The sequence below is a fragment of the Rhodococcus sp. 06-418-5 genome, assembly GCF_002258285.1.
In the GTDB taxonomy this organism is placed as follows: domain Bacteria; phylum Actinomycetota; class Actinomycetes; order Mycobacteriales; family Mycobacteriaceae; genus Rhodococcoides.
Map to the genome: position 1 here is coordinate 523,747 of NZ_NOYE01000016.1, position 23,507 is coordinate 547,253.

The following is a 23,507-nucleotide window of genomic DNA, read 5'->3' on the forward strand; positions in this document are numbered from 1 at the left end:
CTGTCAATTACGGAGATCGCACCCATGCGCGCAACATCCGACACGATCGTTCTGCTCACCGAGTACTACACGGCCATGCAGAAAAACGATCCTCGACAATTCGCAAAGTACTACGCAGAGAACATGACTCTGACGTTCGGGAACAGCCCAGAGATTGTCGGGCGGGAGAACGTCGTCTCGGCCTTCAGCGCCGCGCTGGACAGGGTCGAATCACTCGCACATGATCTCGTCAACGCTTGGGAAGAGGACGGCGGTGTCGTCTTCTTCGAGTCTCTCGGTCGTTGGACCCTGCGCGGCGGCGAGGTCGTCGAGATCAAGGCCGCCTCAAGGATCACCATTGTCGACGGGAAGTTCGTGGACCAGAGAATCTATGTGGACAATGCACCTGTAGACGAAGCACTGCTGCGCGAGTCGGCGACATTCGACAACGCAAGGAAGGGTCACTGATGACCGGAGAGCACCGCGAGTTTCAGTCTCGCCTGATCGTCACAGGCCTTGACGACGAAGGCCTGTCAACTATCACGAGTGATGGTCCTACGACCGACCGACTGGTAGCCGACGGCTACACCCGGAACCACCTATGGCAGGGAACCGAGGTTCCGACTCCGGTCACGGCTCCGAACGGCCCTCCAAGTGCCGCCGTGATTCCGCCCCCGCCGGCCGGATACAACTACGTCATCACCGCTTTCGCCCCAGACAACGAGTGGGACTACGAAGGCGGCTACGCGCGAATCCTGGCGGAATCGGGCGCAGGAGATGCGATCGACTCGACAGATCCCCCGGGTATGCACACGACGGACACCATCGACATCGTCACCGTCATCTCGGGTGAGGCATGTGTCTTACTCGACACCGGCGAGACGATCATGCGGCCGGGCGACACCATCATTCAGCGTGGAACCAAGCACGCGTGGCGAAACCGGACCAACGAATTCTGCGTGGTCTCCGCAGTGCACATCAGCGCGACTCGCTGACTCCCGCCGACCGAAGATTCCGGTTCCCTTGCCGCATCGGCCGCTGAACCGGAATCTGTTGTCCGTCAACATTACCGAAGCAGTCGCATCCTGGGCCGATGTCCTACACCCTGGATCCTGCTCCTTCAAGAGACGCACGGCGACGGCGCGCGACAGTTCTTACCAAACTGTTGACTATTTCCCATATGGCAGGATATCTTCAATTATGTGAGTGCGGTCACTTCGGGCAGCAACTGCACGATGCGGCACTCCATCGATGCGTAGACCACCAGGCAGCGCGGCCACTACCGCCCGCCCCGTGGCCCACGCCGCGCCTTCCACACCATAGAACCTGCCGCTGCCGTGCCAACCACGGATGCACCCACACTGTTGCCGAAGACCGACCGCAAGACCGGACATCGACCGAGACATGCGAACTTCCGCGGCACAGCCCGTTCATCAAGAAGGAGAATTTCTGTGTCCGACAAGTTGGACTCCACGCGGGTCTCGACCGACCAAGGTAGTCGCGAAGACCCCAGAACGTTTCTGTTCCGTCTGACGCTGATCGCCAGTATCGGCGGGTTGCTCTTCGGGCTCGACACCGGCGTGATCGCGGGTGCACTCGTGTATCTGCGCGACGACTTCAATCTCACCGCCGTCAGCGAAGGGTTGGTGGTCACCTCGCTACTGTTCCCCGGCGCGACAGCAGGTGCACTCCTGGGTGGCCCGATCGCGGATCGCTTGGGACGCAGAAAGTCATTGGTCATCGCTGGCTTCATATTCATTGTCAGCACCATCGTCTGTGCTCTCGCTCCGACAGTCGCAATTCTGGTCGCAGGACGAATTGCCTTGGGTTACGCGGTCGGAGTCGCATCCGTCGTCGTGCCGCTTTATCTCGCCGAGATGGCACCGGCGTCGCAGCGGGGCCGCATCGTCACGATGAATCAGTTGATGATCACCGTCGGACTGTTCCTTGCCTTCGTACTCAACGCGCTGCTGGCAAACCTTGTCGACAGCTCGGTGGTGTGGCGCTACATGATCGGCATCGCTGCGATCCCTGCCGTCGCCTTGTTCTTCGGCATGCTCGCGTTACCCGACACCCCGCGTTGGTACGCGAGCAAGCAGAGGTGGGACGAAGCGAAAAACGTGCTCCGACGTGCCCATGTGGCGGAACGGGTCGAAGCCGAGTACGAGCAGATTTCTTCGATCGTCGAAGACGATCAGATCAAGGGAAAAGTATCCGTCCTCGCCGTGCTTCGCAACGAACCGTGGATGAAGCGCTTGATCATGGTCGGCATCATTCTGGCGGTCGCTCAGCAGACCACAGGAATCAATGTGGTCATGTATTACGCACCGACAGTCCTGGAAACGTCCGGCCTGACCAGATCCGCCGCTCTACTCGCATCCGTCACGGTAGGTATTGCGATGATCATCTTCACGATCATCGGAATGTGGATCCTCGGCCTCATGGGACGACGCAAGATGATGATGTTCGGCTTCATCGGTGTCGCGGTGTCACACTTCGGGCTCCTGGTCACGTACATGATGCCCGAGTCCACCGTCCGTTCGTACCTGATTCTGCTGTTCATGCTCTCGGTCACGGGTTTCATGGTGACATTCCTCGGAACGACGGGCTTCCTGGTGCTGTCGGAACTATTCCCCCTGCCTATCCGTGGGTTTGCTATGGGTGCCTCGCTCGGCGGGCTCTGGATTGCGAACTCACTCATTTCGTTCCTTTTCCCGATCCTCGCGGAGCGGTTCGGGTCCGTGGTGGTGTTCGGCGGATTCATGGTGCTGAACGTTCTTGCCGCACTGTTCGCGTTTCGGTTCATCCCCGAGACCAAAGGCCGAACCCTCGAAGAAGTGGAAATCGAGATGCGAGCTCGCGGCACCGCGTCGGCAGCCGGTTCGTAACCGGACGCAGAGCAGACCTCTCTCACTCACCTAGCAGAATGCGATTACCCGAAAATGACTGAACGCAGATTCGCCGGAAAAGCTGTATTCGTGACCGGAGCCGGCAGCGGAATCGGCCGCGCAACCGCCTTGGCCTTCGCGAGCGAAGGTGCGGACGTGGTTCTGGCTGACATAGATGCCGTCGGAAACGACGAAAGCGCCAGGCTCGCAGCCGAACACGGCGGTCGAGCGGTAGCGATACGCTGCGACGTTTCGTCCTCCAGCGACATTCGTAACGCAATCGAGCGGACCGTCGAGGAATTCGGTCGGCTCGACATCGCGTTCAACAATGCCGGCATCGAACAGCCGGCCGCACCACTGGTCGACATCGAGGAAGACGAGTGGACACGGCTGATCGACATCGATCTGCGAAGCGCTTTCCTCTGCATGAAGTACCAGATTCCCGCGATGCTCAAAAACGGTGGCGGATCCATCGTCAACACGTCGTCGGGAGCAGGTGTCATCGGGATTCGAGGGCAGGCTGCATACGTCGCTGCGAAGCACGGATTGATCGGACTGACCAAGTCTGCCGCGCTCGACTACGCCGACCAGGGCATTCGAGTCAATGCGGTCTGTCCCGGAATCATCGAGACGCCCATGATGGACAGGTTTTCGGGCGGCACTCCGGAAGGCAGGGCTCGTGTGATCGGCCAGGAACCCGTCGGACGCATGGGAACCGCCGCCGAGATCGCGTCTGCGGTTCTGTGGCTCTCGTCAGACCTCGGAAGTTTCGCGACAGGTCATGCAATGGTGATCGACGGAGGTCAGACCGTCGGTCTCTGACCGACCTTCCGGTACCGGCAAATCGCCGTCAGACAGTGTGAGAGCACCTCGTCTGGCGGCGATTTGCCTTGTCTGCTTGGGAGATTCGATCACAAGGAACTCGAGACCGGTCCCGCCCCGTCGGCAGCGTCGGCGCGACGTTGGATGTCGGCCACTCCGTCCGAAATCTTCGACGCTGCGAGCTTCACGGCCGTCACTGCCCGCTGCACGTCGACATCGCGCCGCTCGTTCACATCCCACGCCACCCCAACACTTCCCAGTGCCGTCTTCTGTCCGGTGAGAACAGGTGCCGCGACTCCGCAGACGCCAGGGTTGAACTCCCCCACCGTGACGACGAAACCGTCTTTCTTGAATGCTCCCAAAGTCGTACGGAAAGCGCTCCACGAATCTCCCAGACCCGCCTGCTGGATCTGCTCACGTTGACGCGGGTACAACGCCTTCAGACGGTGATGTGGAAGGTACGCCAGGATTATTTTGGACACCGCTCCATGAAACAACGGACGCCGTTCGCCGCGAGAAAAACGGTTGGCCGGACTGAGCGGAGCGCGGTACTCACCGACACAGAGGACCGAGTCGCCGAATGGTCGACACAACAACGCGGAGTGACCGATGTTGTCGACAAGATCCTCCAGCACACCGCGGCTGGCCAATAGAAGTGGATCGGTCTCGCGAATCTGGCGATCCATCTCGATGATGCGGGGACCGAGAGTGTATTGCCCGTTACGCACCGCGGCGATCAACCCGGCATCGTTCAACGTCTTGATGTACCGATACCCCGTCGATCGAGACGTATCGAGGTATTCGAGGATCGCGGCGGTGGACCACATCGGCTGGGCTTCGCTGAACAGTTCCAGAATGTGGAGCATCTTCTCCAGGCTGCCGGCCGTGTCCGGGCTTTCCGCCACCTCATCGAGGTCATTCGATGCATGAGACCGTGCCATCGTTCGAGTCCGACCCATTTCTTCCGTCGTTCGCCGCGTACCACTCATCCTAGTGCTCCGGCCCACCATGATGCGTCACACCGCACTGACGCCCGACCGACCGGATATTAGCCAGTGATGCTGGCTACTTATCCGCCATCTTACATCCGAAAACGCGCTTACGGGCGTATGTTGATAAGCATTGCTGGCTATCAATAAGGAGGGTCACGTGGACGATCGGGTCGATGGACTCCGAGAAGACATCGTGCTGTTCAACCGCGCTATTCGAGCGAACGTTGCTGGCCACCTACTGACGCCCACCCAGCTTCAGACACTTGGGAATCTCGACCGCATCGGCGCAATGAGCGCCCGTGAACTGGCAAATGTAGAGCGGGTGACACCGCAGACCGTGGCTCGGACGGTCACACTCCTGGAAGAGCGCGGACTGGTTACACGCATCCAAGACCCCGATGACGGTCGCGCGCAGATTATTTCGATCACGCAGGAGGGCAAGGCGAAGCTCGGAGCCGACCGCCGCAAGCGCGACGAGTGGCTGGCGAACGCACTCGATACGCATTGCAGTTCGGTGGAACGTGACGTGCTCTTCGCTGCCGGTGCCCTGCTGCGTCGCCTGTCGAGCGCACCCGTCGTCGACGACAGCGTCGACGATCGGGCGGTGCGCGAATGACGCGGAGTACCGAAACGGAGCCGACGCGAACATCAATTCCCTTCAGCGTCCGAGGAGCGGCTGCCACCGGAACCGTGCTTCAACCGCTCAACTCGTCCATGATCGCTGTGGCCATTGTCGGAATCGCAGCTCAGTTCGGCCCAAGCGCCAACGTCTCGTGGGTCATCTCGGCCATGTACATCACAACCGCCGTCTGCGCGCCGATGGCGGGTCGCTTGGGATCGATGCTCGGCGCGCGCCGAGTGTTTGTGGCAGGTTTGGCTTTCGTGGCACTGGGTTCCGTCTGCGGGGCCTTCGCACCGAACATCGGGACGTTGATCGCGTCGTACGTTGTTCTCGGGATCGGGATCTCGGCGCATATGCCCAACGCCATGACCATGGTGCGCGCATACGGAGAACTCCACGGGCAGCAAACGCGCACTGCGCTCACCACCATCGTGATGTGCGGCCAGTCCGTTGCTGCGCTCGGCCCGACCGTCGGCGGGCTTCTGGTCGGAACGTTCGGCTGGCAGTCGATCCTGTGGGTGAACCTTCCCGTCGTGGCCATCAGCGCGATCGCAGTGTTGTCGGTCGACGTCGGAAACGAAGGTCGGTCTACGGTGTCCGTGCGAGAAGCTCTCGGAGCCATGGACGGAATCGGTATCGCGTTCTTCGTCACCGCAGTGGCGTCCTTGATGGTGTTTCTGGTGTCGATCGGAGACACCGTCCGATGGTGGATACTCCCCGTCTCTTCGGTCGCGTTCGTGCTGTTCGTCGTGTGGGAACGTCGCACGGACCAACCGTTCTTCGACGTGCGCGCTCTTGCCCAGAACCGTGCGCTGGCTGCGACCCTGGGCGGTGCACTCATCACCTACACGTGCTTCTACTGCGTGTTCTTCGGCATTCCACAGTGGCTGCAGGCTTCTCGGGGAATGACACCCATCGAGACCGGTCTGACCATGCTGCCGGTCGCCGGCGTCACCGTCCTGTCGACGGTCATCGGAGCCCGCGTGTACGGCCGGTTCGGCGCGCGACGCACCCTTCTCGCCGGCACGGTCATGATGCTCGTCGGCGGCACCCTGATTGCCACCGTCGAGTCCAGCACCGCCCCGATCTACGTTCTGCTTCTGGTCGCTGCCGTACTCGGAATCCCCAACGGCTTCCACAACATCGGCAATCAAAGCCTCATCAATGCGACGACCTCGGTCGACGATGTCGGCACCGCTATCGGGATGTACCGGACGATCGCCTTCGTCGGAGCAAATCTTGCGGTGGTCGTCTTGCAGATCACCGCAGGTCCGGTCGTCGACGACGACGGCCTGCACCGGACGGGCATGTTCATCATGGTGTGCGCCGCAGTCGTTCTCGCGGGGTTGCTCGCTTACCGTCGAGCGGCGACGTCGCGAGGGTGAGACAAGAAAGTGGGCCCCTTCCGTTGATTGCCCAGTAAGGCAACACAATCGAAGAAGGGCCCACTTTTCGGGGTCAGCGAGTCGTCACAGCTCCATGTAGACGCATTTGGTGTAGAGGTAGTTGTCCATGTGGGCAGCGTTGCCCTTGGCTCCGTATCCGCTCAACTTGGTGCCTCCGAAGCCGACCATGGGATCGATGTATCCGTAGCAGTTCACCCACATCGTGCCCGTGTGCACTCCACGGACCACCCTCATGGCGGTCGACAGACCTTGCGACCACACTGCACCGCCGAGTCCGTAGTCGCTGTCGTTGGCAATGTGAATAGCCTCGTCCACGTCGTCGAAGGGAAGAATCGAGAGCACCGGTCCGAAGATCTCCTCGCGGGCGATACGCATATCGTTCGACACACCGCCGAACACGGTCGGTGCCATGAAGTAGCCGCTGCCGAGATCGCCGCCCAACCGCTCGCCGCCACGGAGCAGTTCGGCTCCTTCCTCACGGCCGATGTCGGTGTAGGCCATGACCTTGTCCAACTGGGGCTGCGAGATGATCGGACCCAGGGTGGCCGCGTCGTCGAGGCTGTGTCCGACCCGGATCTCGTCCATGTACTTCAGGAGTCGCTCGGTGAATTGATCGACGATGGACCGCTGAACCAACACACGCGTTCCGGCGAAGCAGATCTGACCGGAGTTGGCAAACACACCCATGGCTGCTCCTGGTACCGCCTTGTCCAAATCTGCATCGGCGCAAACGATGTCGGCGGATTTGCCACCGAGCTCGAGCTGTAAGCCCTTGATGTTGACAGTCGAGGCCTTGATGATGCTGCGGCCGGTCTGCGTCGATCCGGTGAAAGCAATCCGGTCGACGTCCGGATGACTGGCCAGCGCGTTGCCCGCATCTTTGCCCAAGCCAGTGACCACGTTGACGACGCCGGCGGGAACGCCGGCCTCGTGCAGTATCTCTGCCGTTCTCAGAACGGACAGCGACGCGTCCTCGGAGGGCTTGAGTACGGTGGTACAGCCACTGGCCAAGACCGCACCGATGATCCAGAACTGGCCGCCCAACGGGCCGTTCCACGGGATGATCCCCCCGATGACACCCACCGGAGCTTTCAACGTCATCGTGGCGATGTCGCCAGGGATGCCATTCATCAATGTCTCACCCGAGATGTTCCCCGCTTGCGTCGAGAAGAACGACAACATCTTCATCAAGGCCGCCTTGGAGTTGCGCAACCTCGTGACCGGGGCACCCATGTCCAGTGCTTCGATCTGGATCAGTTCGTCGAAACGGTCGTCCATGATGTGCGCGATACGTGTCAATAGAGCTTGACGTTCGTAGGGAGACCAGGTGCTCCACTGACCGTGGAAGGCGCGGCGGGCCGCGACCACCGCCCGGTCGATGTCGGACTCGCCGCCTGCACCGATCCGGGCGAGAACCTCACCCGTAGACGGATTGACGGTCGTCAGAGTCTCACCGGAATCAACCGGAACATTGCGCCCGTCGACGAAGGGGTGGTGCACCTCCCGCGCCAGGAAACTCTGCGCACTGTCCAAAAGTACAAAATTCTGCAGATCCGTACTCACTTGCATCCTCTCGAAAATTATCGACGACACCGCATCGGTCGGTGGAGCGTCAACCGACTTGACGGTTCTTGTGTTTCAAAGCGCGCTCTACATCCATGAGCCGAAACTGATTCGCGTACAAGGATTTCACACCCGGTGTGCCCTCGGACAAACTACGCGCACGCTCGGGTGGAACTTCGTTGGAACCGGTCGGCTCGACAAGGGCCATATCGAGCCGACCGGGGTCTGATGCGCCGGGTCACACTGGCGTGAGCGCGGTCCGTAGCGCGTTGACGATGGCATCGGTGACGGTTTTGGTGTCTGCCGTGCCACCGATGTCGCGGGTGAGGACTCCCCCAGCTGTGGTTGCTCGAATGGCGTCTTCGATCTGCCTGGCCTCGGCGTGGCGTCCGAAGTGATCGAGCATCAGGGCTGCGCTGGCGATCGCGCCGATGGGGTTACTGATGCCTTTGCCTGCGATGTCGGGGGCCGATCCGTGGACAGGCTCGAACATGCTCGGATAACGACGTTCGGGGTTGAGGTTGGCACTAGCTGCGATCCCGAGGCTGCCGGCGAGTGCAGATCCGAGGTCGGAGAGAATGTCGGCGTTTAGGTTCGACGCGACGACAACGGACAGTTCCTCTGGGTGGAGGATGAATTTCGCGCTCATCGCATCGACCAGAACGCTCTCCGTGGCAACGTCGGGATAGTCCGCTGAAACTCGATGGAAGACCTCGTCCCACAGCACCATGCCGTACTGCTGGGCGTTGGACTTGGTGACCGAGGAGACCTTTGCGACAGTGCGAGTGCGCGCCAGATCGAACGCGAAACGCATGATCCGCTCGCAGCCCTTGTCGGTGAACAACGACGTCTGCAGTGCCACCTCGTTGCCAGGGCCGCGTCCGCCGAGGTTGCGTCCACCGAGGCCCGCGTACTCGCCCTCGCTGTTTTCCCTGACGACAACCCAGTCGAGTTCTGTGTCGTCCGCTTTGCGTAACGGGGATTGCACTCCGGGCAGAAACTTCACCGGTCGCACATTCGCCCACTGATCGAAGTTCTGTGTGATGTTCAGGCGCAGACCCCACAGACTGATGTGGTCCGGGACGTTCTCCCACCCCACGGCACCGAAATAGATGGCGTCGTAGGCTCTCAGAATCTCGAGGCCGTCGTCGGCCATCATTTTTCCTGTCCTCGCGTAATATTCGCTACCCCAGGGAAACTCGTCCCATTCGAAGGCGAACGCACCCCCGGAGTGCCCGGCCACGGCGTCCAGTACCCGTCTGCCCGCGTCCACCACCTCTGCCCCGACACCGTCGGCGGGGATCGACGCGATCCGATACGTGGTCGACTGCGAGCCCACTACTACCTCCGATGTCAGACAGATCACGCTTTGAGTCCATCAATTAAGACCTCGCAAGCTCCCCCCCGTCCAATACCAAGTTCCGATGTCACTCATAGGCTCGATCAATAGGAAGGGTTCGGCCGCAGCTAGACTGCATCGAACTCACGACGCTCACAACAAGGAGACAGGTTCGAGTGGATGCACGAAAGCTGAAGTATTTCCTGGCTATTGTCGATGAAGGAAGCATCAATCGCGCGTCCGAGGTGTTGCTCATCGCCCAACCCACTCTCTCTCAGGCCATCGCCGGACTGGAGCGCGAACTGGGGGTGCCCTTGTTTCATCGCATCGGTCGGCGACTCGTACTGAGCGCCGCCGGCGAAACCTTGGTGGGGCCGGCTCGAGTGGTATTGCGCGATCTGGACGACGCGGAAGCAGCCGTGCATGGCCTGAAGGGACTTCGAGGAGGACGCCTCGACCTGATCACGATGCCATCACCTGGGATCGAGCCTCTCACCACTATCCTCACCGCGTTCGGTCGGCTGTTTCCGGCCGTAACCGTCAATGCCCAAGCCGCATTCACCCCCGAGGAGGTCCTCCGAGCGGTTCGCACCGGCGTCAGCGAGATCGGCATTCTCGGCTCACCCCAGGCCGTTCAGGCACCGGACCTGCAGGTGGTGACATTCAAGAGCCAGCCTCTATTGCTGCTGTCGAGCCCCGACGCGGATCTACCCGACCGGCCCGAGATTCAGCGGTCAGAGCTGGCAGGGCTGAGGTTGATAGCTTCTCAACAGGGGTCGCTGATGCGATCGCTGGTGGACGACATTCTCGCCAGCGGGATCCCCGCCACTATCGCCGCCGAGGTCGCACACCGGACGTCCATTCTCCCCATGGTGCTCAGCGGCTTTGGCCACGCAGTCACTCCCTCTGCCTGGGCGGCGTCGGCAGAGCAGGCTGGTGCCCGAGTTCGCCGCATCGTCCCTGAGTCCTACCTGCACGTCGCCGCCGTGTGCCGACTGACACACATGACTCCCCCGGCACGAGTGCTGATGGACGAAGCCCAAAAGTACGCCGGCGAAGTACCGAATTGAGCATCACCGAGATTTTTTCCACATCCGAACATCGGCGTAATCGATAACTTCAATTGGCAAAACGTATTGGACATTTGAGGCTGCGTAACCCCTTAATAGATCGACTCGAACTGTGACCCAAGCGACAACGCGTGTCCGAAGCCGGACGCTGTCATTCGAGGTAAACGCGATAGGGGTTTTATATGCCGACCGAAACCGACGACCTGGTACATCACCTGGCGTACGCAGCTGCCAACACGACGTTCGAGACACTGGCACCGGAGGCGATAGACGCCGCCAAGAAAAGCATCCTGGACACTCTCGGGGTAATCCTTGCCGCCAGTGGCGTCGAACCAGCAGTACGCGCAGCTATCGACCTGGTCCGAGAGGGTGGTGGTACCCCAGAGGCGTCCCTCCTGGCTTTCGGAGGAAGAGTCCCGGCCATCGCGGCAGCGTTCGCCAACGGTGCCTTGGCCCACTGCCTCGACTACGACGATCAGACTCCCTGGGGCCAACATGCTTCCAGTTCCATCATCCCCGCCGTTTTCGCAGTCGCCGAGCGCAAGGGCGGAGTGACCGGCCAGGACCTCATCGCGGCGGTTGCGACGGGTCAAGACTTGTTCGCCCGGCTGCGATGCAACGTCGGTTGGCGTAAGGACTGGAACCTGTCGACGGTGGTGGGGGTGTTCGCTGCCACCGCAGCAGCAGGTCGCGTACTCGGCCTTTCCGCCAGTCAGCTCGCCCATGCACTGGGTATCGCGAGCATGCAATCGAGCGGTGTCATGGAGGTAGTGGCTGGAACCGGAAGCGACCTTCGTGGCATGTACGCGGGCTTTTCTGCCCGAGGCGCGGTGACGGCCGTTCTTTTGGCCGAGAAAGGCACCACGGGCGTCGACACCCTGTTCGAGGGCGAATACGGCATCCTGAAAACATACTTCGGCGGCGTATACGACCGCGAGAAGATTCTCGAGGGTCTGGGAACCGATTACCTGGGCAGCGGAACTCTCTACAAGAAGTGGCCGGCCGTCGGTACCGCCCACAGCCACATCCACGCGACCATCGAGCTACTGAAAGAAAACCACCTGACTGCGGACGATCTCAGCGAAATTCGTGTATTCGTCGGCGACTACCACGATCTCATGTGCCGTCCACTCGAAGCACGCCGAACTCCGACGACGCTGGTCGACGCGAAGTTCAGCCTCCCGTTTCTCGTCGCGGTCGGCGCAGTTCATGGGACCGTGAAGATCGCGCACTTCAGCAGTGAATCTCTGAAGGACACATCTGTCCTGGCCGTCGCTCAGAAAATAGTCCCGATAAGTGATGCGTCCCTGGACTGGACTCTCGAGTTACCCCCGGGACGAGTCGAGATCGTCACTCGGGACGGTCGGCGATACGAGAAGACCGGCACCGGGGTACCAGGAAACGACGATGCGCCGCTCTCCTGGAGCGATTTGGCCGAAAAATTTATCGACTGTGCGGCGGTCGCCGTTGTCAGGCATTTGGACGACAGTCTGGACGAGGTCGTGGACTCGATCAAGAAATTGGAATCGCTCGAGGACGCAACAGTGGTACTGGGAATTCTCAGTCCTGCTGCAAGCAATAGTTGTTCACCGGAGTACGAAACATCTTCGCAGACGACGTCGCCGAAAACCGGGGCGCGGTTGTGATCGCCATCTGGGCGCTCGTAGCATTCATTGGCACGATCGTGGTGTGGAATGCAGTGCTCAAACGAAATATCGGCGAGGCGATGCTCGTCGGCTTCGTCGTAGTCGGCGCATTTGCCGGCCGAGATGCGCCGAGGTATATGGCGAACGGCTTCGTCGACGCGATTCAGGCCGAAATTACTTTTGCGGCTCTGGCGTTCATCTTCATGAGTTTCATTCTGGCGAAGACACCGGTGCTCGATCGGCTCATCGATATTCTCAACTCATTCCTCGGGCGAATGAAGGGAGGACCGATTTACACCACGACTCTGGCCGGAGCGGTTTTCGGTGCGGTCGCCCACGTCGGCGCATCCATGGCCGCAGTAGTGGGATCGGTGACGGTTCCATGGATGAAACGTTCCGGCGTCAGCGGAGAGTTGTCTGCCACCGTCGTAGCCGGTTCTGCAGGTATGGGTTTGACGTTTCCATTCAGTGCCACGATGTTCATCCTGGTCGGATCGGCCACTGTCAGCGGCATGATGGACGCGGACGAAATCATCGTCCCCCTCGCCATCGCAGGCGTGTGGTGTCTCGTTTACCGACTTGTGCTCAATTTCTATCTGATACGCAAGAACGGCTTGCAGCCGATCGCTGTCGAGGACCGAATCCCTGCCCGACGCAGTCTTCGTGCTGGGTGGACCTCGGGCCTTCTACTCATTCCGCTGCTCATCCCCTTGTTCCTCACCCAGGGGCCGATCGCGAACGCACTCGGTCGATACACCGACTTGGTGATGTCGAGAGCGATAAGCATCATCACCTGGATCCCCGTGCTGATGATTCTGCTCGTCCTTTTTCTCGGACGTCGACACCTGCCCAGAGACGGCAAAGGCTGGTGGAAGATACTCGGCGAATCGGCACCTCAGTTCGGAATCATCGGCACGACGCTCGTCGCGGCGTTCTCCGCGTCCGCTGTTCTCGGCCAGCTGAGGCTACCCGAGCAATTGACCTCGATGCTCGAGTCATTGGCCGCACCGAAGTGGCTGATGGCAATCCTGGTCGGGATCATCATCGTCGTCATCGCGATCCCCCTGACGGCATCGGCCACCGTCGCAACCGTCGGACCGGTGGCCGTCGCAGCATTGGCCGGTGCCGGCGTCCCTGTACCGATTGCGGCCGCCGCGGTGCTGGTCTTCGCGTCGACCGAGGGAGCGTCACCACCGTCCGGCGCGCCGATCTACATCGCCGCAGGAATAGCAAGAATCGATCCGTCGAAAATCTTTGTGCCGCTGCTCAAGTACTACTGCATTCCAATTCTCGCCATCGGTGTGCTGATCGCGCTCGGCATTCTCCCCGTCTGAATGGATAGGACATCGTTCATGTTCCGCACGGCCGTATCGACACTTTTCCGCCTCAGCACCGTCGTCTTTCTGCTCGGAGGGCTGGTCATCGTCCTCTGCCAGGCGGCCGGACTGATCCTCGGCAGAGGGGAATTCGTTACTCAGACTTTCGCCTTGATGAGCCCTTACGTATTCGGCAGCGCGGGAGTAGCCGGGTTGCTTGCATTCGTGATGTCGTATCTCGGCGATCCCGAGGAAGACTCTGTGACCGAATCCAGCGTTCGTGACGCGGCACCGGATGCAGCATAGACCGCACGGCAATGAAAGTGGCCTGCGGACCCCACCGAGTAAAGCGCAATTGCACCGGCTAGACAACCGCATTCATCGACACGCGCGCGTCAACGCCGACACCCTCGTGCTGTCGATGTATCGGTCCGTCCAACTGCCGCAGCCGCTGTCCCGAAGCGCCACTTCGGTCAGCTATCAGTTGGGCCAGAATCGAGATTGCTGTCTCCTCGGGGGACCGCGCATCGAGGTCCAGTCCGAGGGGTGAGTTCACACGCGCGAGCACATGCTCGGAAAGCCCTGTAGCCCGTAATCGTCCTAGTCGCTCGGAATGCGTCCGACGTGAACCGAGCGCACCCACGAAGGCGAGCTCGTCCAGCTCCAATGCCGCCACCAACATCGGGACATCGAACTTGCTGTCGTGTGTCATCACGCATACGACCGTGCGAGCGTCGAGTCTGCCGGCAGCGTCTTCGGCTTTCAGATATCGGTGCGGCCAGTCGACCACTACCTCGTGCACGTTCGGGAAACGTTCGGTGGTTGCGAAGACAGGTCTGGCGTCGACGACGGTCACCCGATACCCGAGCAGCGTGGCAGACGCCCCCAATGCTCGGACGAAGTCATTGGCACCGGCCAGGATCATCCGCGGCGGAGGAGGGAAGGTATGAACAAACACTCGGGCACAGTCCCCCGCGTCTTCGACGATGCCGGTCGATCCCGACTCGTACACAGCAAGGGCACTCACAGGCAATTCTCGCGCCCAACCGTTGTCTAGCGACGCCTTCGGGTCGCCCAGTACGAAACGTCGCGGCTGATCACTCAGCACCGTGACCAGGGCGAACTGTCGTTCCTGGTCCCGGGCCACGATCAACCGATCGATCAATTGTCTGTGCGAGGGGTCGATTCGTTCGATAAAGACCTCGATCTCGCCACCGCACGGTAGTCCGATCTCGATTGCGTCGGGATCGGAGTAGCCGAACAGCTCGCGCGCGGACGTTCCGGTTCTGATGACCTCAACAGCCGTATGGATCACAACTGATTCGACGCATCCTGCCGACAATGAACCCAACGGTTCCCCGTCTGCGGTCACGACCATGCTGGCTCCGACAGCGCGCGGTCCCGCCCCGGACGTTGCCACGACACGTGCCAACGCGACAGGAGAGGTTTCCAGAAGACTACTGATGTCATCGAGCAATTCGTGCATTCAAGGGCCCTTCCCGGATCGCCGCGCGATTGGGCTCTCGGTATACGAGACCGCGTGCGATGCAAAATAGCGAAGTCGCTGATGCCGCTGTGTCGAAGTACGAACAATCAACTTATGATGCGGCGTTGGCTCGACGGTACGCCGCAATGACGGCCCTTGCCGTCAAACGTGCAGGCAGAGGGGTTCCCTGCCAGTACGTGCCTAGCCAGTGCCTGTCCGATCCACGAATTCGCTGCAAGCATGGGCCCAACAGTCGCGTCCCCACGTTCGTACAGTGCCTAGGAGAGTGCAATGGCCCCACAGCACGACACCGGTTCGCCCGAAGAAGCTAGCGTTCCACACACCATGACGCGCCGTACCTTCGTAGGTACCTCTATCGCTGCAGGTGGCGCGATTGCGGCCGTTTCTCTGTTGAACGGTTGCTCGAACGACGCAGGTGCCCCGGTCACCCCATCCGAAACGTCGCCGGTGCGATTGACGGTGAACGGTGCCGAACGTGAACTCGCCGTTGACAATCGCACGTCGCTGCTGGACATGTTGCGGGAGCACACGGAGCTGACGGGAACGAAGAAGGGCTGCGACCAAGGCGCGTGTGGGGCCTGCACCGTGCTGTCCGACGGTCAGCGGGTGTTGTCCTGCTTGACTCTTGCCGTTCAAGCAAACGGATCCGAGATAACAACCATCGAAGGTCTGGAGACCAATGGCCAATTGCATCCACTCCAGCAAGCATTCATCGACGAAGACGGCTTCCAGTGCGGATTCTGCACCTCAGGCCAGATTCTCTCGGGAATCGGCTGTATCCGTGAAGGTCACGCCGGCTCTCCCGAAGAGATCCGAGAATCCATGAGCGGCAACATCTGTCGATGCGGTGCGTACACCAACATCGTCACCGCCATCTCCCGCGTGGCGGAACAGGGAGGTGCGTGAACCATGTTTCCTTTTCAGTACGACACGGCTGCCGATGAGGCAGCAGCGCTGGACGCAGCCGACGGCGGTGCCCGTTATCTTGCCGGAGGGACCACCCTCGTCGACCTGATGCGTCAGACCGTCGAACGGCCCACCCGAGTCGTCGATATCAACGCGCTGCCCTACCGCGACATCGAACTCGACTCGAACCGCCTGCGCATCGGTGCCCTCGCTCGCATGTCCGAGGTCTCGGCCGATGAACAAGTGCAGGAACAGTTTCCGATGCTCGCCCAGGCGCTGGATCTCAGCGCCTCGGCGCAGCTGCGCAACATGGCTTCCATCGGCGGGAATCTGCTGCAGCGGCCACGTTGCCTGTACTTCCGCGATATCAATGCCAATTGCAACCGTCGCGAGCCCGGATCCGGTTGCGCCGCAATCGATGGCCGCAATCGCACGTTGGCGATCTTCGGAACCAGCACGGAATGCGTTGCAACCCACCCGTCCGATCTCGCCGTCGCGCTGACCGCACTGGACGCCACGATCGTCACCCGAGATCGAGACGGAGAGCGAACGATCCCGATCGCTGACTTTTTCAGGTTACCTGCGGACACACCCGATCGCGAGAACAACCTCGCGCCGGGAGCACTGATCACCGCCGTCGAGATCCCGATCCGCCCTGACACCAGACGATCCGGATACTTGAAGGTGCGTGACCGCTCGTCCTACGAGTTCGCGCTGTGTTCGGCTGCCGTCGCGCTCGACATCAGTGGCGGTACCGTCCGTTCGGCCAGAGTCGCTGCCGGCGGAGTCGGCACGGTGCCGTGGCGTCTGACCGGTGTCGAGGAACGACTCATCGGTCAGAGGCCGAGCCCCGAGTTGTGGACTACCGCGGCAGACGCTGCGGCGGAAGGCGCGCAACCCCTCTCCGAGAACGGATTCAAGGTGATACTGCTCCAACGCACCGTCCGACGTCAGCTCTCCAGAGTGGCGGCCCTGTCGTGACCACCCCACTGAATGCGAGACTGTCCGGTCAACCCCTCACCCGCGTCGACGGCCGTCGCAAGGTCACGGGAGCTGCGCTCTATGCTGCAGACAACCCCGTACCGGACCATCTGCACGCAGTCCTGGTGTGCAGTACGGTCTCTCGGGCAACCGTCGCGTCGATGGACACCGACGCAGCCAGTGGTCATCCCGACGTGGTCAATGTGATCACGAACTTCCCTGGTATCGAACTCCCCTACGACATCTCTCGGGTCAATTTCTTCGGCCAACCGCTTGCGGTGGTCGTCGCGAATACTTTCGAGGCCGCGACGCACGGTGCGGCTCTGGTGTCCATTCGGTACAACGAGGAACCGCAGAGCACCAATCTCGACGACGCAGCAGTAATGGGCCGCGAACCGAGCAGAATGGGTGCCCCGTACTCCCGCGGAGACGCCGACGCAGCACTCCGCACCGCACCTGTCGTCGTCGACCGCGAGTACTCCATTGCACGCAATTATCACAACCCGATGGAGATCCCCGCGACTATCGCGTCGTGGGACGGCGACCGCCTGACGGTGTGGGACAAGGTGCAAGGAATTCACTACAGCAGGGCCGCATACAGCGGCGCTCTCGGAATTCCTGCCGAGAACATTCGCGTCATATCCCCCTTCGTAGGTGGCGCATTCGGAAGCGCCGGCGAAACCTGGCCACATCAGTTCCTCGCAGCAGAGGTGGCGCGCCAGCTTCGCCGTCCGGTGAAGCTGTCACTGACGCGACCTCAGATGTACGCTGCGATCGGCTATCGCCCCACGAGCCGTCAGCGCCTTGCTCTCGGTGCCGATCGTGACGGAAGATTTCTTGCCACCGTGCACGAGAGCGAAGTCGAGGTATCGCGGTACGGCGGCTACGAGGACTTCCCCACGGAAGGGACGAGACTGATGTACACGTCGCCGGCATTCCGGACGGCCGCCAGCGTCGTTCCCCTCGATACCAGCGAGTCAACCTATATGCGAGGACCGGGAGCCGTCACGGGCGCATTCGCGCTCGAATGCGCCATCGACGAAGTCGCGGAGCAACTTCGACTCGATCCGATAGAAATCCGGTCGAGGAACGAGCCCACCGAAGACCAGACCACCGGAGCTCCGTTCTCGACGCGCCGACTTACCGAATGCTTTCAGCAAGGCGCACGGACGTTCGGGTGGTCTCGACGCAACGCGACCCCCGGTGCCGTACGTGACGGCGACCAGCTCATCGGCATGGGTACCGCATCGGCGCTCTACCACACCCTTCGCTCACCGTCTTCGGCGACGGCGCGAGTGAACTCCGATGGGACAGCCGAAATTTTCGCCGCCGCTAGCGATATCGGGCCAGGTACCTACACCGCGATGACTCAGCTGGCTGCCGATGCGCTGGGCTTGCCGCTCGACAGGGTCACATTCTCCCTCGGCGACAGCAACTACCCGGAGGCCGCAACCCAATACGGGTCACAAGGGATGGCGAGCGTCGGATCGAGCATCGAAATCACCGCAAACATGCTGCGTGATCGCATCATCAGAACCGCCGTACTCGATCCCGCATCCCCCCTGAACGGGGCTCGGCCGGACGAGATCGACATCGTCGACGGCCAGATGCAGTTGCGTGGCGACCCGGGCCGAGCAGAGACGTACCGGGACATGTTGCGCCGCCGCGGCGAACCGAGCATCGAAGCGTCCGAGACCTACACTCCTGAGGACGTAAGTGCCCGATTCTCCATGCACGCATATGGAGCCGTGTTTGCCGAGGTGGCAGTGGACGAGCTGCTCGGAACCGTGAGGGTGCGGCGAATGTACGCCGTGTACGACGCCGGCCGAGTCATCAACCCCAGGATGGCGCACAGTCAAGCCCTCGGCGGCATGACGCAAGGCATCGGTATGGCGCTGCTCGAATCTGCAGAAGTCGACTATCGCGATGGACGTCTGGTCAACGCGAACCTGTCCGACTACCTCGTACCGGTGAATGCGGACGTCCCCGTTCTGGACGCTGCGTATCTCGACGCCCGCGACGACATTGCAGATCCGATCGGCGTCAAAGGTCTCGGTGAAGTAGTGATGGTGGGAGTTCCCGCAGCGATTGCCAACGCTGTGTACAACGCCACAGGGCGCAGGGTGAACGATCTTCCCATCACCATCGAGAGCATGCTCTAACCCACGGCACGGAGCAGGTGCGGCCGGTAGCGCGTGCTGTCGGCCGCACCTGCTTTCATTCTCGGACTGTCACCTTTACTACCAATCGGCCGGATCCCCGACAGTGAAGACGCCGATCAGGTCTCCCCATTGGGGATTCGCGACCGATGATCGCGAGGCGGGTAATCCCTCCGCCGTCCCCAACCTTGGCCGAATAGTCCTGTGCTGCAACCATCCGCATCACCTCGACGAATGGTGCCCGCCGGAAAGCGTTGACTGCATTGTCCGTGACGATGCGGCGCTGCGGTCCCCCGTGATCAGCTCCATCGTGAGCCCCTGCTTCGGATTCAAGATGACGATCCTGGAAAAAATGTAGCTGGATCGAAGTACGTGCATGGGCGTGCGGAGCGGCAACGATTGGTCGTCTTCAAACGCGTTCCGCAATACCCCCAGTTACCATGTTGGAGTTCGTTACTGGGTTAGCCAGGAAGCGACGCCCCCGTTAAGGAGACGTCGCTACATCTAAGGTCGGTCCTGTATCTATCTGCCCTGCCGAGGACGTACGTGCCCGGCGCCGTACGAACCCCACGCCGTACGTGATGGACATCAGGCCGACACCGGCAGCGATGAAATACGGTGCGACGTTCGGGTTGGCACCGACGGTGCTACCCACCACCAGCAAAATCGTTACCCACAGCGCCGCGGCAGCAAAATTACACAGCGCGAAAGTCCGGAACGACATCGGGGAGGCCGCCGCCAAACGCGGACCGAAGGTTCTGGTGCCGCCGAACAGATGGCTCGCAATGGAGGCGACAGTGGCGTGGCGATCGAAACCACTCTGTGCCCGCCTGACAAACCTCGCTGAAGACATCTTCTTCGGAGGAATGGGCGTCGAACTCGCTCCGCCGCCACGACGGCGTCGTAGCAAGAAGGCTGTCTGCGCACCCCCGGACGACGCCACGACCATCACCACTGCCGCAATGATCGGATCCACGCGGCCGAGCCCGACGACCGACCCGACGATGAGCACGGTGCTGGTTCCCGGAAGGACGAGCCCCACGAGCAGCGCAGACTCCGCTAACAGGACGACCCCGGCTGCACCGAGAAGATACGGCGCACATACTCCGGCCAGGCAGACGAGAACAAGTCCGATATCGGGCACGGCCCCAACCTTCCTCTTACGTACGAGTAGCGGGTACGAGGCATCGAGCGCTACCTAGCGGCGATGCCGTTTATGAAGGTCACCGCACTGGCCTGTCGGCGCGCTCAGCAAGGACGGCGGACTAAGAGAGTCAATCGAGCCACGTTGCAAGAGCTGAACCGGTCGTATTCGTGATGGGAACAGCATTGCACGCGAAGCCGAAATATGCGACGTTGCGGCAGTGCCCCAACGAAAGGTGTACCGATAGGGCATCGTTCATTATCGCAATTGGCTCTAGGCTCATCTGATGGACAACAAAGCGGAGGTACGCGAGTTCCTGATGACCCGCCGCGCAAAGGTCTCGCCTGAGGAGGCAGGGATAACAGGCGGCGGGAACAGGCGCGTGGCCGGTTTGCGACGTAGCGAAGTCGCTGCTCTCGCCGGTCTGTCCGTCGAGTACTACGCCCGCATCGAGCGAGGCGCGATCGGCGGTGCGTCGTCCTCCGTACTCGACGCGCTATCGCGCGCACTGCGACTCGACGATACCGAGCACGCACACCTTCTCGACCTTGCGCGTGCTGCGGATGGCGTCCCCACCTCCGGACGCCCACGCCGAAAGACCGTGCGCGCCGCTGCACCTCGGATAAGCCTCCAGTGGGCACTGGATTCGATCACCGACGGCGTCGCTTTCGTACGCAATCAGCGACAGGATCTTCTCGCCACGAACAATCTGGGCAAAGCGTTCTACGCGCCAATCATCGGAGACGGTGGGCGAGTTCCAAATCTTGCACGTTTCCAATTTTTGGACCCGGTATCCCGCGAGTTCTACCCCGATTGGGATGCATTTGCTCAGATGTGTGTGTCGATCATGCGAGCCGAAGCCGGACGCGATCCACACGATAAGGGCCTGCAAGATCTGGTGGGAGAACTCTCGACACGAGACGAAACATTCCGGACGCTATGGGGCGCACACAACGTTCGCTCGCACGGCGCTGGCAAGAAGCGCTTCAATCACCCCATCGTAGGCGAGGTTCACCTCGCCTACGAGGAACTCGTCATCACCGCTGATCCCGGTTCCATCCTGATGGTCTACACGGCGGAACCAGGTTCTCCGAGCGCCGAACGACTACACCTCCTCGGCTCCTGGGCCGCCGAACACATCCCGAGTAGCAGTTAGTCCTGACACTGCCGATCTAGACCGCTGCCGGTTCGTCTCGTGCTCTGCGTCTTGGAAGGCGAACCGCCGAAAAAGCCACGCGTCGAGCACCCGCCCGCCGACTGGCAGGCGGGTGCACCGAAAAGCCTCACTGTCCGCTAGTCATCGGTCCGATCGAGTAACTGTCACCGTCACGCTGCCATCGATCGCGCCGACGACGTCGGGTCCGATCTCGTCCATGCTCCCCAGGATCACGATTCCCGGGAAGTAGCTTTGGTCGCCGTAGTACAGGACAAGATCATTTCCCGGCGAGTAGTACCCGATGTCCCCCGGATTCGGGTCCGCTCCCGAAGGTGAACCCTCAGTTGTCAATTCAGCAGGTAGCGGTCCGGTCTTCTCGACAGAACCGTGATCGGACAGTGTGATCGTCAGTGGAAGCTGCGCCAACAGGTCGCGACTTGCCGCGCTGTCGTTCAGCGTTCCACTGACCGTTCTGTCGCCTACCTCGATTTCGACGCGCATGCTATCTCCATTCCGTGGTGTAACAATCGGCTCGCCTACCGCACCGGTAGCTGGAGTCAATTGCTCTGCAGCAGCTTCCGATGTAGGTCCATCGGCTGAATCGGCCTCCGCGGAACATGAGGCGAGCGCGAGAACGCACAGCAGTCCAGCCATGGACGACGCCCCAAGCATTTTCAATTGTGTCCAGGCCGTCGTGCCTGTCTCGCTCACGAGCTCGAGTGGCGTTCGTAGGTCACACGAAACCCGTCGGCCGGATCACTCGGCGTCAGGACCAAAGTGTCGCCATCGACCTCGTAGTTTCGATCGAGGGTCTGCCCGATCAAATCGCGCGCCAACGCTGATTCGACTGTGACGGTGAAAGTTCCGGCATCCGGATCTGTGGTCAGGTCGCCGTAGAACGCCTCATATCCCTGCACCGTCAGAGCCGTGTCAGGTGCCTCGGTGTCCGGGTTCATGGCCTGGACGGACACGGTGTCGCTGGTGAAGGTGATCTGTCCCGAGTACGGAACCGGCTGTAGATCACCTTCGGTGCCGACCTCGAGCGAGGTCATGCGCCACTCTCCGGTCAGAGGGTCGCTACCCGCATCGTCCGAGCTCTGGGAACACGCGACGACCGAACCTATCAACCCCAATGTGACGGCCCCGGTGAGTATTTGCTTCTTCATTGTCCTACCTCGAGTGTGAGAAACGTTGTCCCGACAAACGGTAGGTGTACAAATCGGACATTGGGAGTCCCTGCCAGGGCACCTATCGCGATCTTCGGTCCGCTCGCGTACCGACCGATCAGGGGCCGGCGGGGTCGTGTCCGTCAGTAAAGGCCGGCCGACCGGGACATTCGAGCGTCGGTCTCATCGGTCCGGTGCGGTCAATGGATTGATATCTGGCGGCATCGGACCACGGTCGCCGGCACCGGCACCGGCAACCGCCCTATCCGGCAGCCAGATGCCGAACATGCCTTCCGCGCCGATACGTGCAGGATCCAACTAGCGTTCGACGAAAGCACCGGATCGATTACGCTCCGTGGCCACTAAAGCAGTGACCGAGCGATTGATTGCCCAACTAGCTCAGCGACCCTCGTACTCGTCATCGGTGATGTGTTCGGCCCAGGTCGTCGTAGTGGCGGGATCCTCGCCATTCTGAAGCATGGCGATGTGCTCCATGAACACGCCCGGAGCTGCAGCGTGCCAGTGCTCTTCACCGGGAGGGGTGTACAGAGTCTGCCCGGGGTGCACCTCGATGATGGTGCCGTCGCGGCTTCCGAAACGGGCGATTCCTTGCGTGACGCGCAGGTATTGACCGTTCTCGTGGGAGTGCCATGCCGTGCGAGCTCCTGGGGCGAAACGAACCGTCGCGACGACCATGGTCTGACTCGACTCGTGCGGGAGCGCGATCGGATCCAGCCAGACATCACCGGCGAACTGGGCTGCGGGGTTCTTCGTGGTGGAAACTGGCGGTTCGATATTCACAGTTCTACTTCCTATCGATCGGTTCGGCCGAATACGTTTGCAGT

22 protein-coding genes are annotated in these 23,507 nt (G+C 61.1%); 14 read left to right on the plus strand and 8 right to left on the minus strand.

From position 1 onward, the window contains the following. The first annotated feature begins 24 nt into the window (after positions 1 to 24). The 4 genes from CH274_RS14880 to CH274_RS14895 all read left to right on the plus strand — a co-directional run bounded on the left by CH274_RS14880 (position 25) and on the right by CH274_RS14895 (position 3,689). Positions 25 to 447, plus strand: coding sequence for a nuclear transport factor 2 family protein (locus tag CH274_RS14880; protein WP_094657877.1), 423 nt, complete (start codon positions 25 to 27; stop codon positions 445 to 447). Between the two features lie 194 nt (positions 448 to 641). Next, a complete protein-coding gene (locus tag CH274_RS29695; protein WP_141216753.1) occupies positions 642 to 974 on the plus strand; it encodes a cupin domain-containing protein in 333 nt (110 codons plus the stop codon). 456 nt (positions 975 to 1,430) lie between these two features. Continuing rightward, positions 1,431 to 2,867, plus strand: coding sequence for a sugar porter family MFS transporter (locus tag CH274_RS14890; RefSeq protein WP_230596198.1), 1,437 nt, complete (start codon positions 1,431 to 1,433; stop codon positions 2,865 to 2,867). Between the two features lie 54 nt (positions 2,868 to 2,921). Continuing rightward, a complete protein-coding gene (locus CH274_RS14895; protein ID WP_037189109.1) occupies positions 2,922 to 3,689 on the plus strand; it encodes a glucose 1-dehydrogenase in 768 nt (255 codons plus the stop codon). Between the two features lie 89 nt (positions 3,690 to 3,778). Here CH274_RS14895 and CH274_RS14900 read toward each other — a convergent pair whose 3' ends face one another. Then, positions 3,779 to 4,630, minus strand: coding sequence for an IclR family transcriptional regulator (locus tag CH274_RS14900; RefSeq protein ID WP_179275752.1), 852 nt, complete (start codon positions 4,628 to 4,630; stop codon positions 3,779 to 3,781). A 208-nt stretch (positions 4,631 to 4,838) separates the two neighbouring features. Here CH274_RS14900 and CH274_RS14905 point away from each other — a divergent pair, with 208 nt between their 5' ends. Next, positions 4,839 to 5,297, plus strand: a complete 459-nt coding sequence (locus CH274_RS14905) for a MarR family winged helix-turn-helix transcriptional regulator (protein ID WP_094657879.1) — start codon at positions 4,839 to 4,841, stop codon at positions 5,295 to 5,297. Next, positions 5,294 to 6,688 carry an MFS transporter gene (locus tag CH274_RS14910; protein WP_094657880.1) on the plus strand — a complete coding sequence of 465 codons (1,395 nt, stop codon included), beginning with the start codon at positions 5,294 to 5,296 and terminating at the stop codon, positions 6,686 to 6,688. The genes CH274_RS14905 and CH274_RS14910 overlap by 4 nt, the downstream gene beginning before the upstream one ends. Before the next feature lie 84 nt (positions 6,689 to 6,772). Here CH274_RS14910 and CH274_RS14915 read toward each other — a convergent pair whose 3' ends face one another. Next, a complete protein-coding gene (locus CH274_RS14915) occupies positions 6,773 to 8,272 on the minus strand; it encodes an aldehyde dehydrogenase family protein (RefSeq protein ID WP_094658050.1) in 1,500 nt (499 codons plus the stop codon). Positions 8,273 to 8,510: 238 nt separating this feature from the next. Continuing rightward, positions 8,511 to 9,629: a tartrate dehydrogenase gene (locus CH274_RS14920; RefSeq protein ID WP_373453932.1), complete on the minus strand. Its 1,119-nt coding sequence runs from the start codon at positions 9,627 to 9,629 to the stop codon at positions 8,511 to 8,513. A gap of 158 nt (positions 9,630 to 9,787) precedes the next feature. Between CH274_RS14920 and CH274_RS14925 the strand changes: the two genes are divergently transcribed. The 4 genes from CH274_RS14925 (at position 9,788) to CH274_RS14940 (ending at position 13,949) form a co-directional block, all read left to right on the plus strand. Beyond that, on the plus strand, positions 9,788 to 10,681 hold the full coding sequence (locus tag CH274_RS14925) for a LysR family transcriptional regulator (protein WP_094639652.1): 894 nt from the start codon (positions 9,788 to 9,790) through the stop codon (positions 10,679 to 10,681). Between the two features lie 182 nt (positions 10,682 to 10,863). Beyond that, the gene (locus CH274_RS14930) at positions 10,864 to 12,327 is read left to right on the plus strand and encodes an MmgE/PrpD family protein (protein ID WP_094657881.1); all 1,464 of its coding nucleotides are present in this window, start codon (positions 10,864 to 10,866) and stop codon (positions 12,325 to 12,327) included. 53 nt (positions 12,328 to 12,380) lie between these two features. Then, positions 12,381 to 13,661 (plus strand): TRAP transporter large permease subunit, encoded by a 1,281-nt coding sequence (locus CH274_RS14935; protein WP_373453928.1) that lies wholly within the window; start codon positions 12,381 to 12,383, stop codon positions 13,659 to 13,661. Positions 13,662 to 13,679: 18 nt separating this feature from the next. Further along, on the plus strand, positions 13,680 to 13,949 hold the full coding sequence (locus CH274_RS14940; protein ID WP_141215359.1) for a hypothetical protein: 270 nt from the start codon (positions 13,680 to 13,682) through the stop codon (positions 13,947 to 13,949). Between the two features lie 58 nt (positions 13,950 to 14,007). Here CH274_RS14940 and CH274_RS14945 read toward each other — a convergent pair whose 3' ends face one another. Further along, positions 14,008 to 15,129, minus strand: coding sequence for an XdhC family protein (locus CH274_RS14945; RefSeq protein ID WP_094657883.1), 1,122 nt, complete (start codon positions 15,127 to 15,129; stop codon positions 14,008 to 14,010). 345 nt (positions 15,130 to 15,474) lie between these two features. Here CH274_RS14945 and CH274_RS14950 point away from each other — a divergent pair, with 345 nt between their 5' ends. From CH274_RS14950 to CH274_RS14960, 3 genes are read left to right on the plus strand one after another with little or no spacing between them, the layout of a single operon-like run. Further along, positions 15,475 to 16,056, plus strand: coding sequence for a (2Fe-2S)-binding protein (locus CH274_RS14950; RefSeq protein ID WP_094658051.1), 582 nt, complete (start codon positions 15,475 to 15,477; stop codon positions 16,054 to 16,056). Between the two features lie 3 nt (positions 16,057 to 16,059). Beyond that, positions 16,060 to 17,037: an FAD binding domain-containing protein gene (locus CH274_RS14955; RefSeq protein WP_094657884.1), complete on the plus strand. Its 978-nt coding sequence runs from the start codon at positions 16,060 to 16,062 to the stop codon at positions 17,035 to 17,037. Continuing rightward, positions 17,034 to 19,199, plus strand: coding sequence for a xanthine dehydrogenase family protein molybdopterin-binding subunit (locus tag CH274_RS14960; protein WP_094657885.1), 2,166 nt, complete (start codon positions 17,034 to 17,036; stop codon positions 19,197 to 19,199). The genes CH274_RS14955 and CH274_RS14960 overlap by 4 nt, the downstream gene beginning before the upstream one ends. 481 nt (positions 19,200 to 19,680) lie before the next feature. On the opposite strand, the gene CH274_RS14970 is transcribed toward CH274_RS14960, so the two are convergent. After that, on the minus strand, positions 19,681 to 20,340 hold the full coding sequence (locus CH274_RS14970) for a DedA family protein (RefSeq protein ID WP_094639643.1): 660 nt from the start codon (positions 20,338 to 20,340) through the stop codon (positions 19,681 to 19,683). Between the two features lie 286 nt (positions 20,341 to 20,626). Between CH274_RS14970 and CH274_RS14975 the strand changes: the two genes are divergently transcribed. Then, positions 20,627 to 21,496 (plus strand): helix-turn-helix transcriptional regulator, encoded by an 870-nt coding sequence (locus CH274_RS14975; protein WP_094657886.1) that lies wholly within the window; start codon positions 20,627 to 20,629, stop codon positions 21,494 to 21,496. Positions 21,497 to 21,637: 141 nt separating this feature from the next. Here the strand turns inward: CH274_RS14975 and CH274_RS14980 are convergent, their stop codons facing one another. The 3 genes from CH274_RS14980 to CH274_RS14990 all read right to left on the minus strand — a co-directional run bounded on the left by CH274_RS14980 (position 21,638) and on the right by CH274_RS14990 (position 23,463). Beyond that, the gene (locus CH274_RS14980; RefSeq protein WP_255183337.1) at positions 21,638 to 22,207 is read right to left on the minus strand and encodes a cyclophilin-like fold protein; all 570 of its coding nucleotides are present in this window, start codon (positions 22,205 to 22,207) and stop codon (positions 21,638 to 21,640) included. After that, positions 22,204 to 22,662 carry a lipocalin-like domain-containing protein gene (locus CH274_RS14985; protein ID WP_094639641.1) on the minus strand — a complete coding sequence of 153 codons (459 nt, stop codon included), beginning with the start codon at positions 22,660 to 22,662 and terminating at the stop codon, positions 22,204 to 22,206. Before CH274_RS14985 ends, CH274_RS14980 begins: the two co-directional genes overlap by 4 nt. Positions 22,663 to 23,061: 399 nt before the next feature. Beyond that, entirely contained in the window at positions 23,062 to 23,463 is a 402-nt protein-coding gene (locus tag CH274_RS14990) for a cupin domain-containing protein (RefSeq protein ID WP_094639640.1), read from the minus strand. Between the last annotated feature and the right edge of the window lie 44 nt (positions 23,464 to 23,507).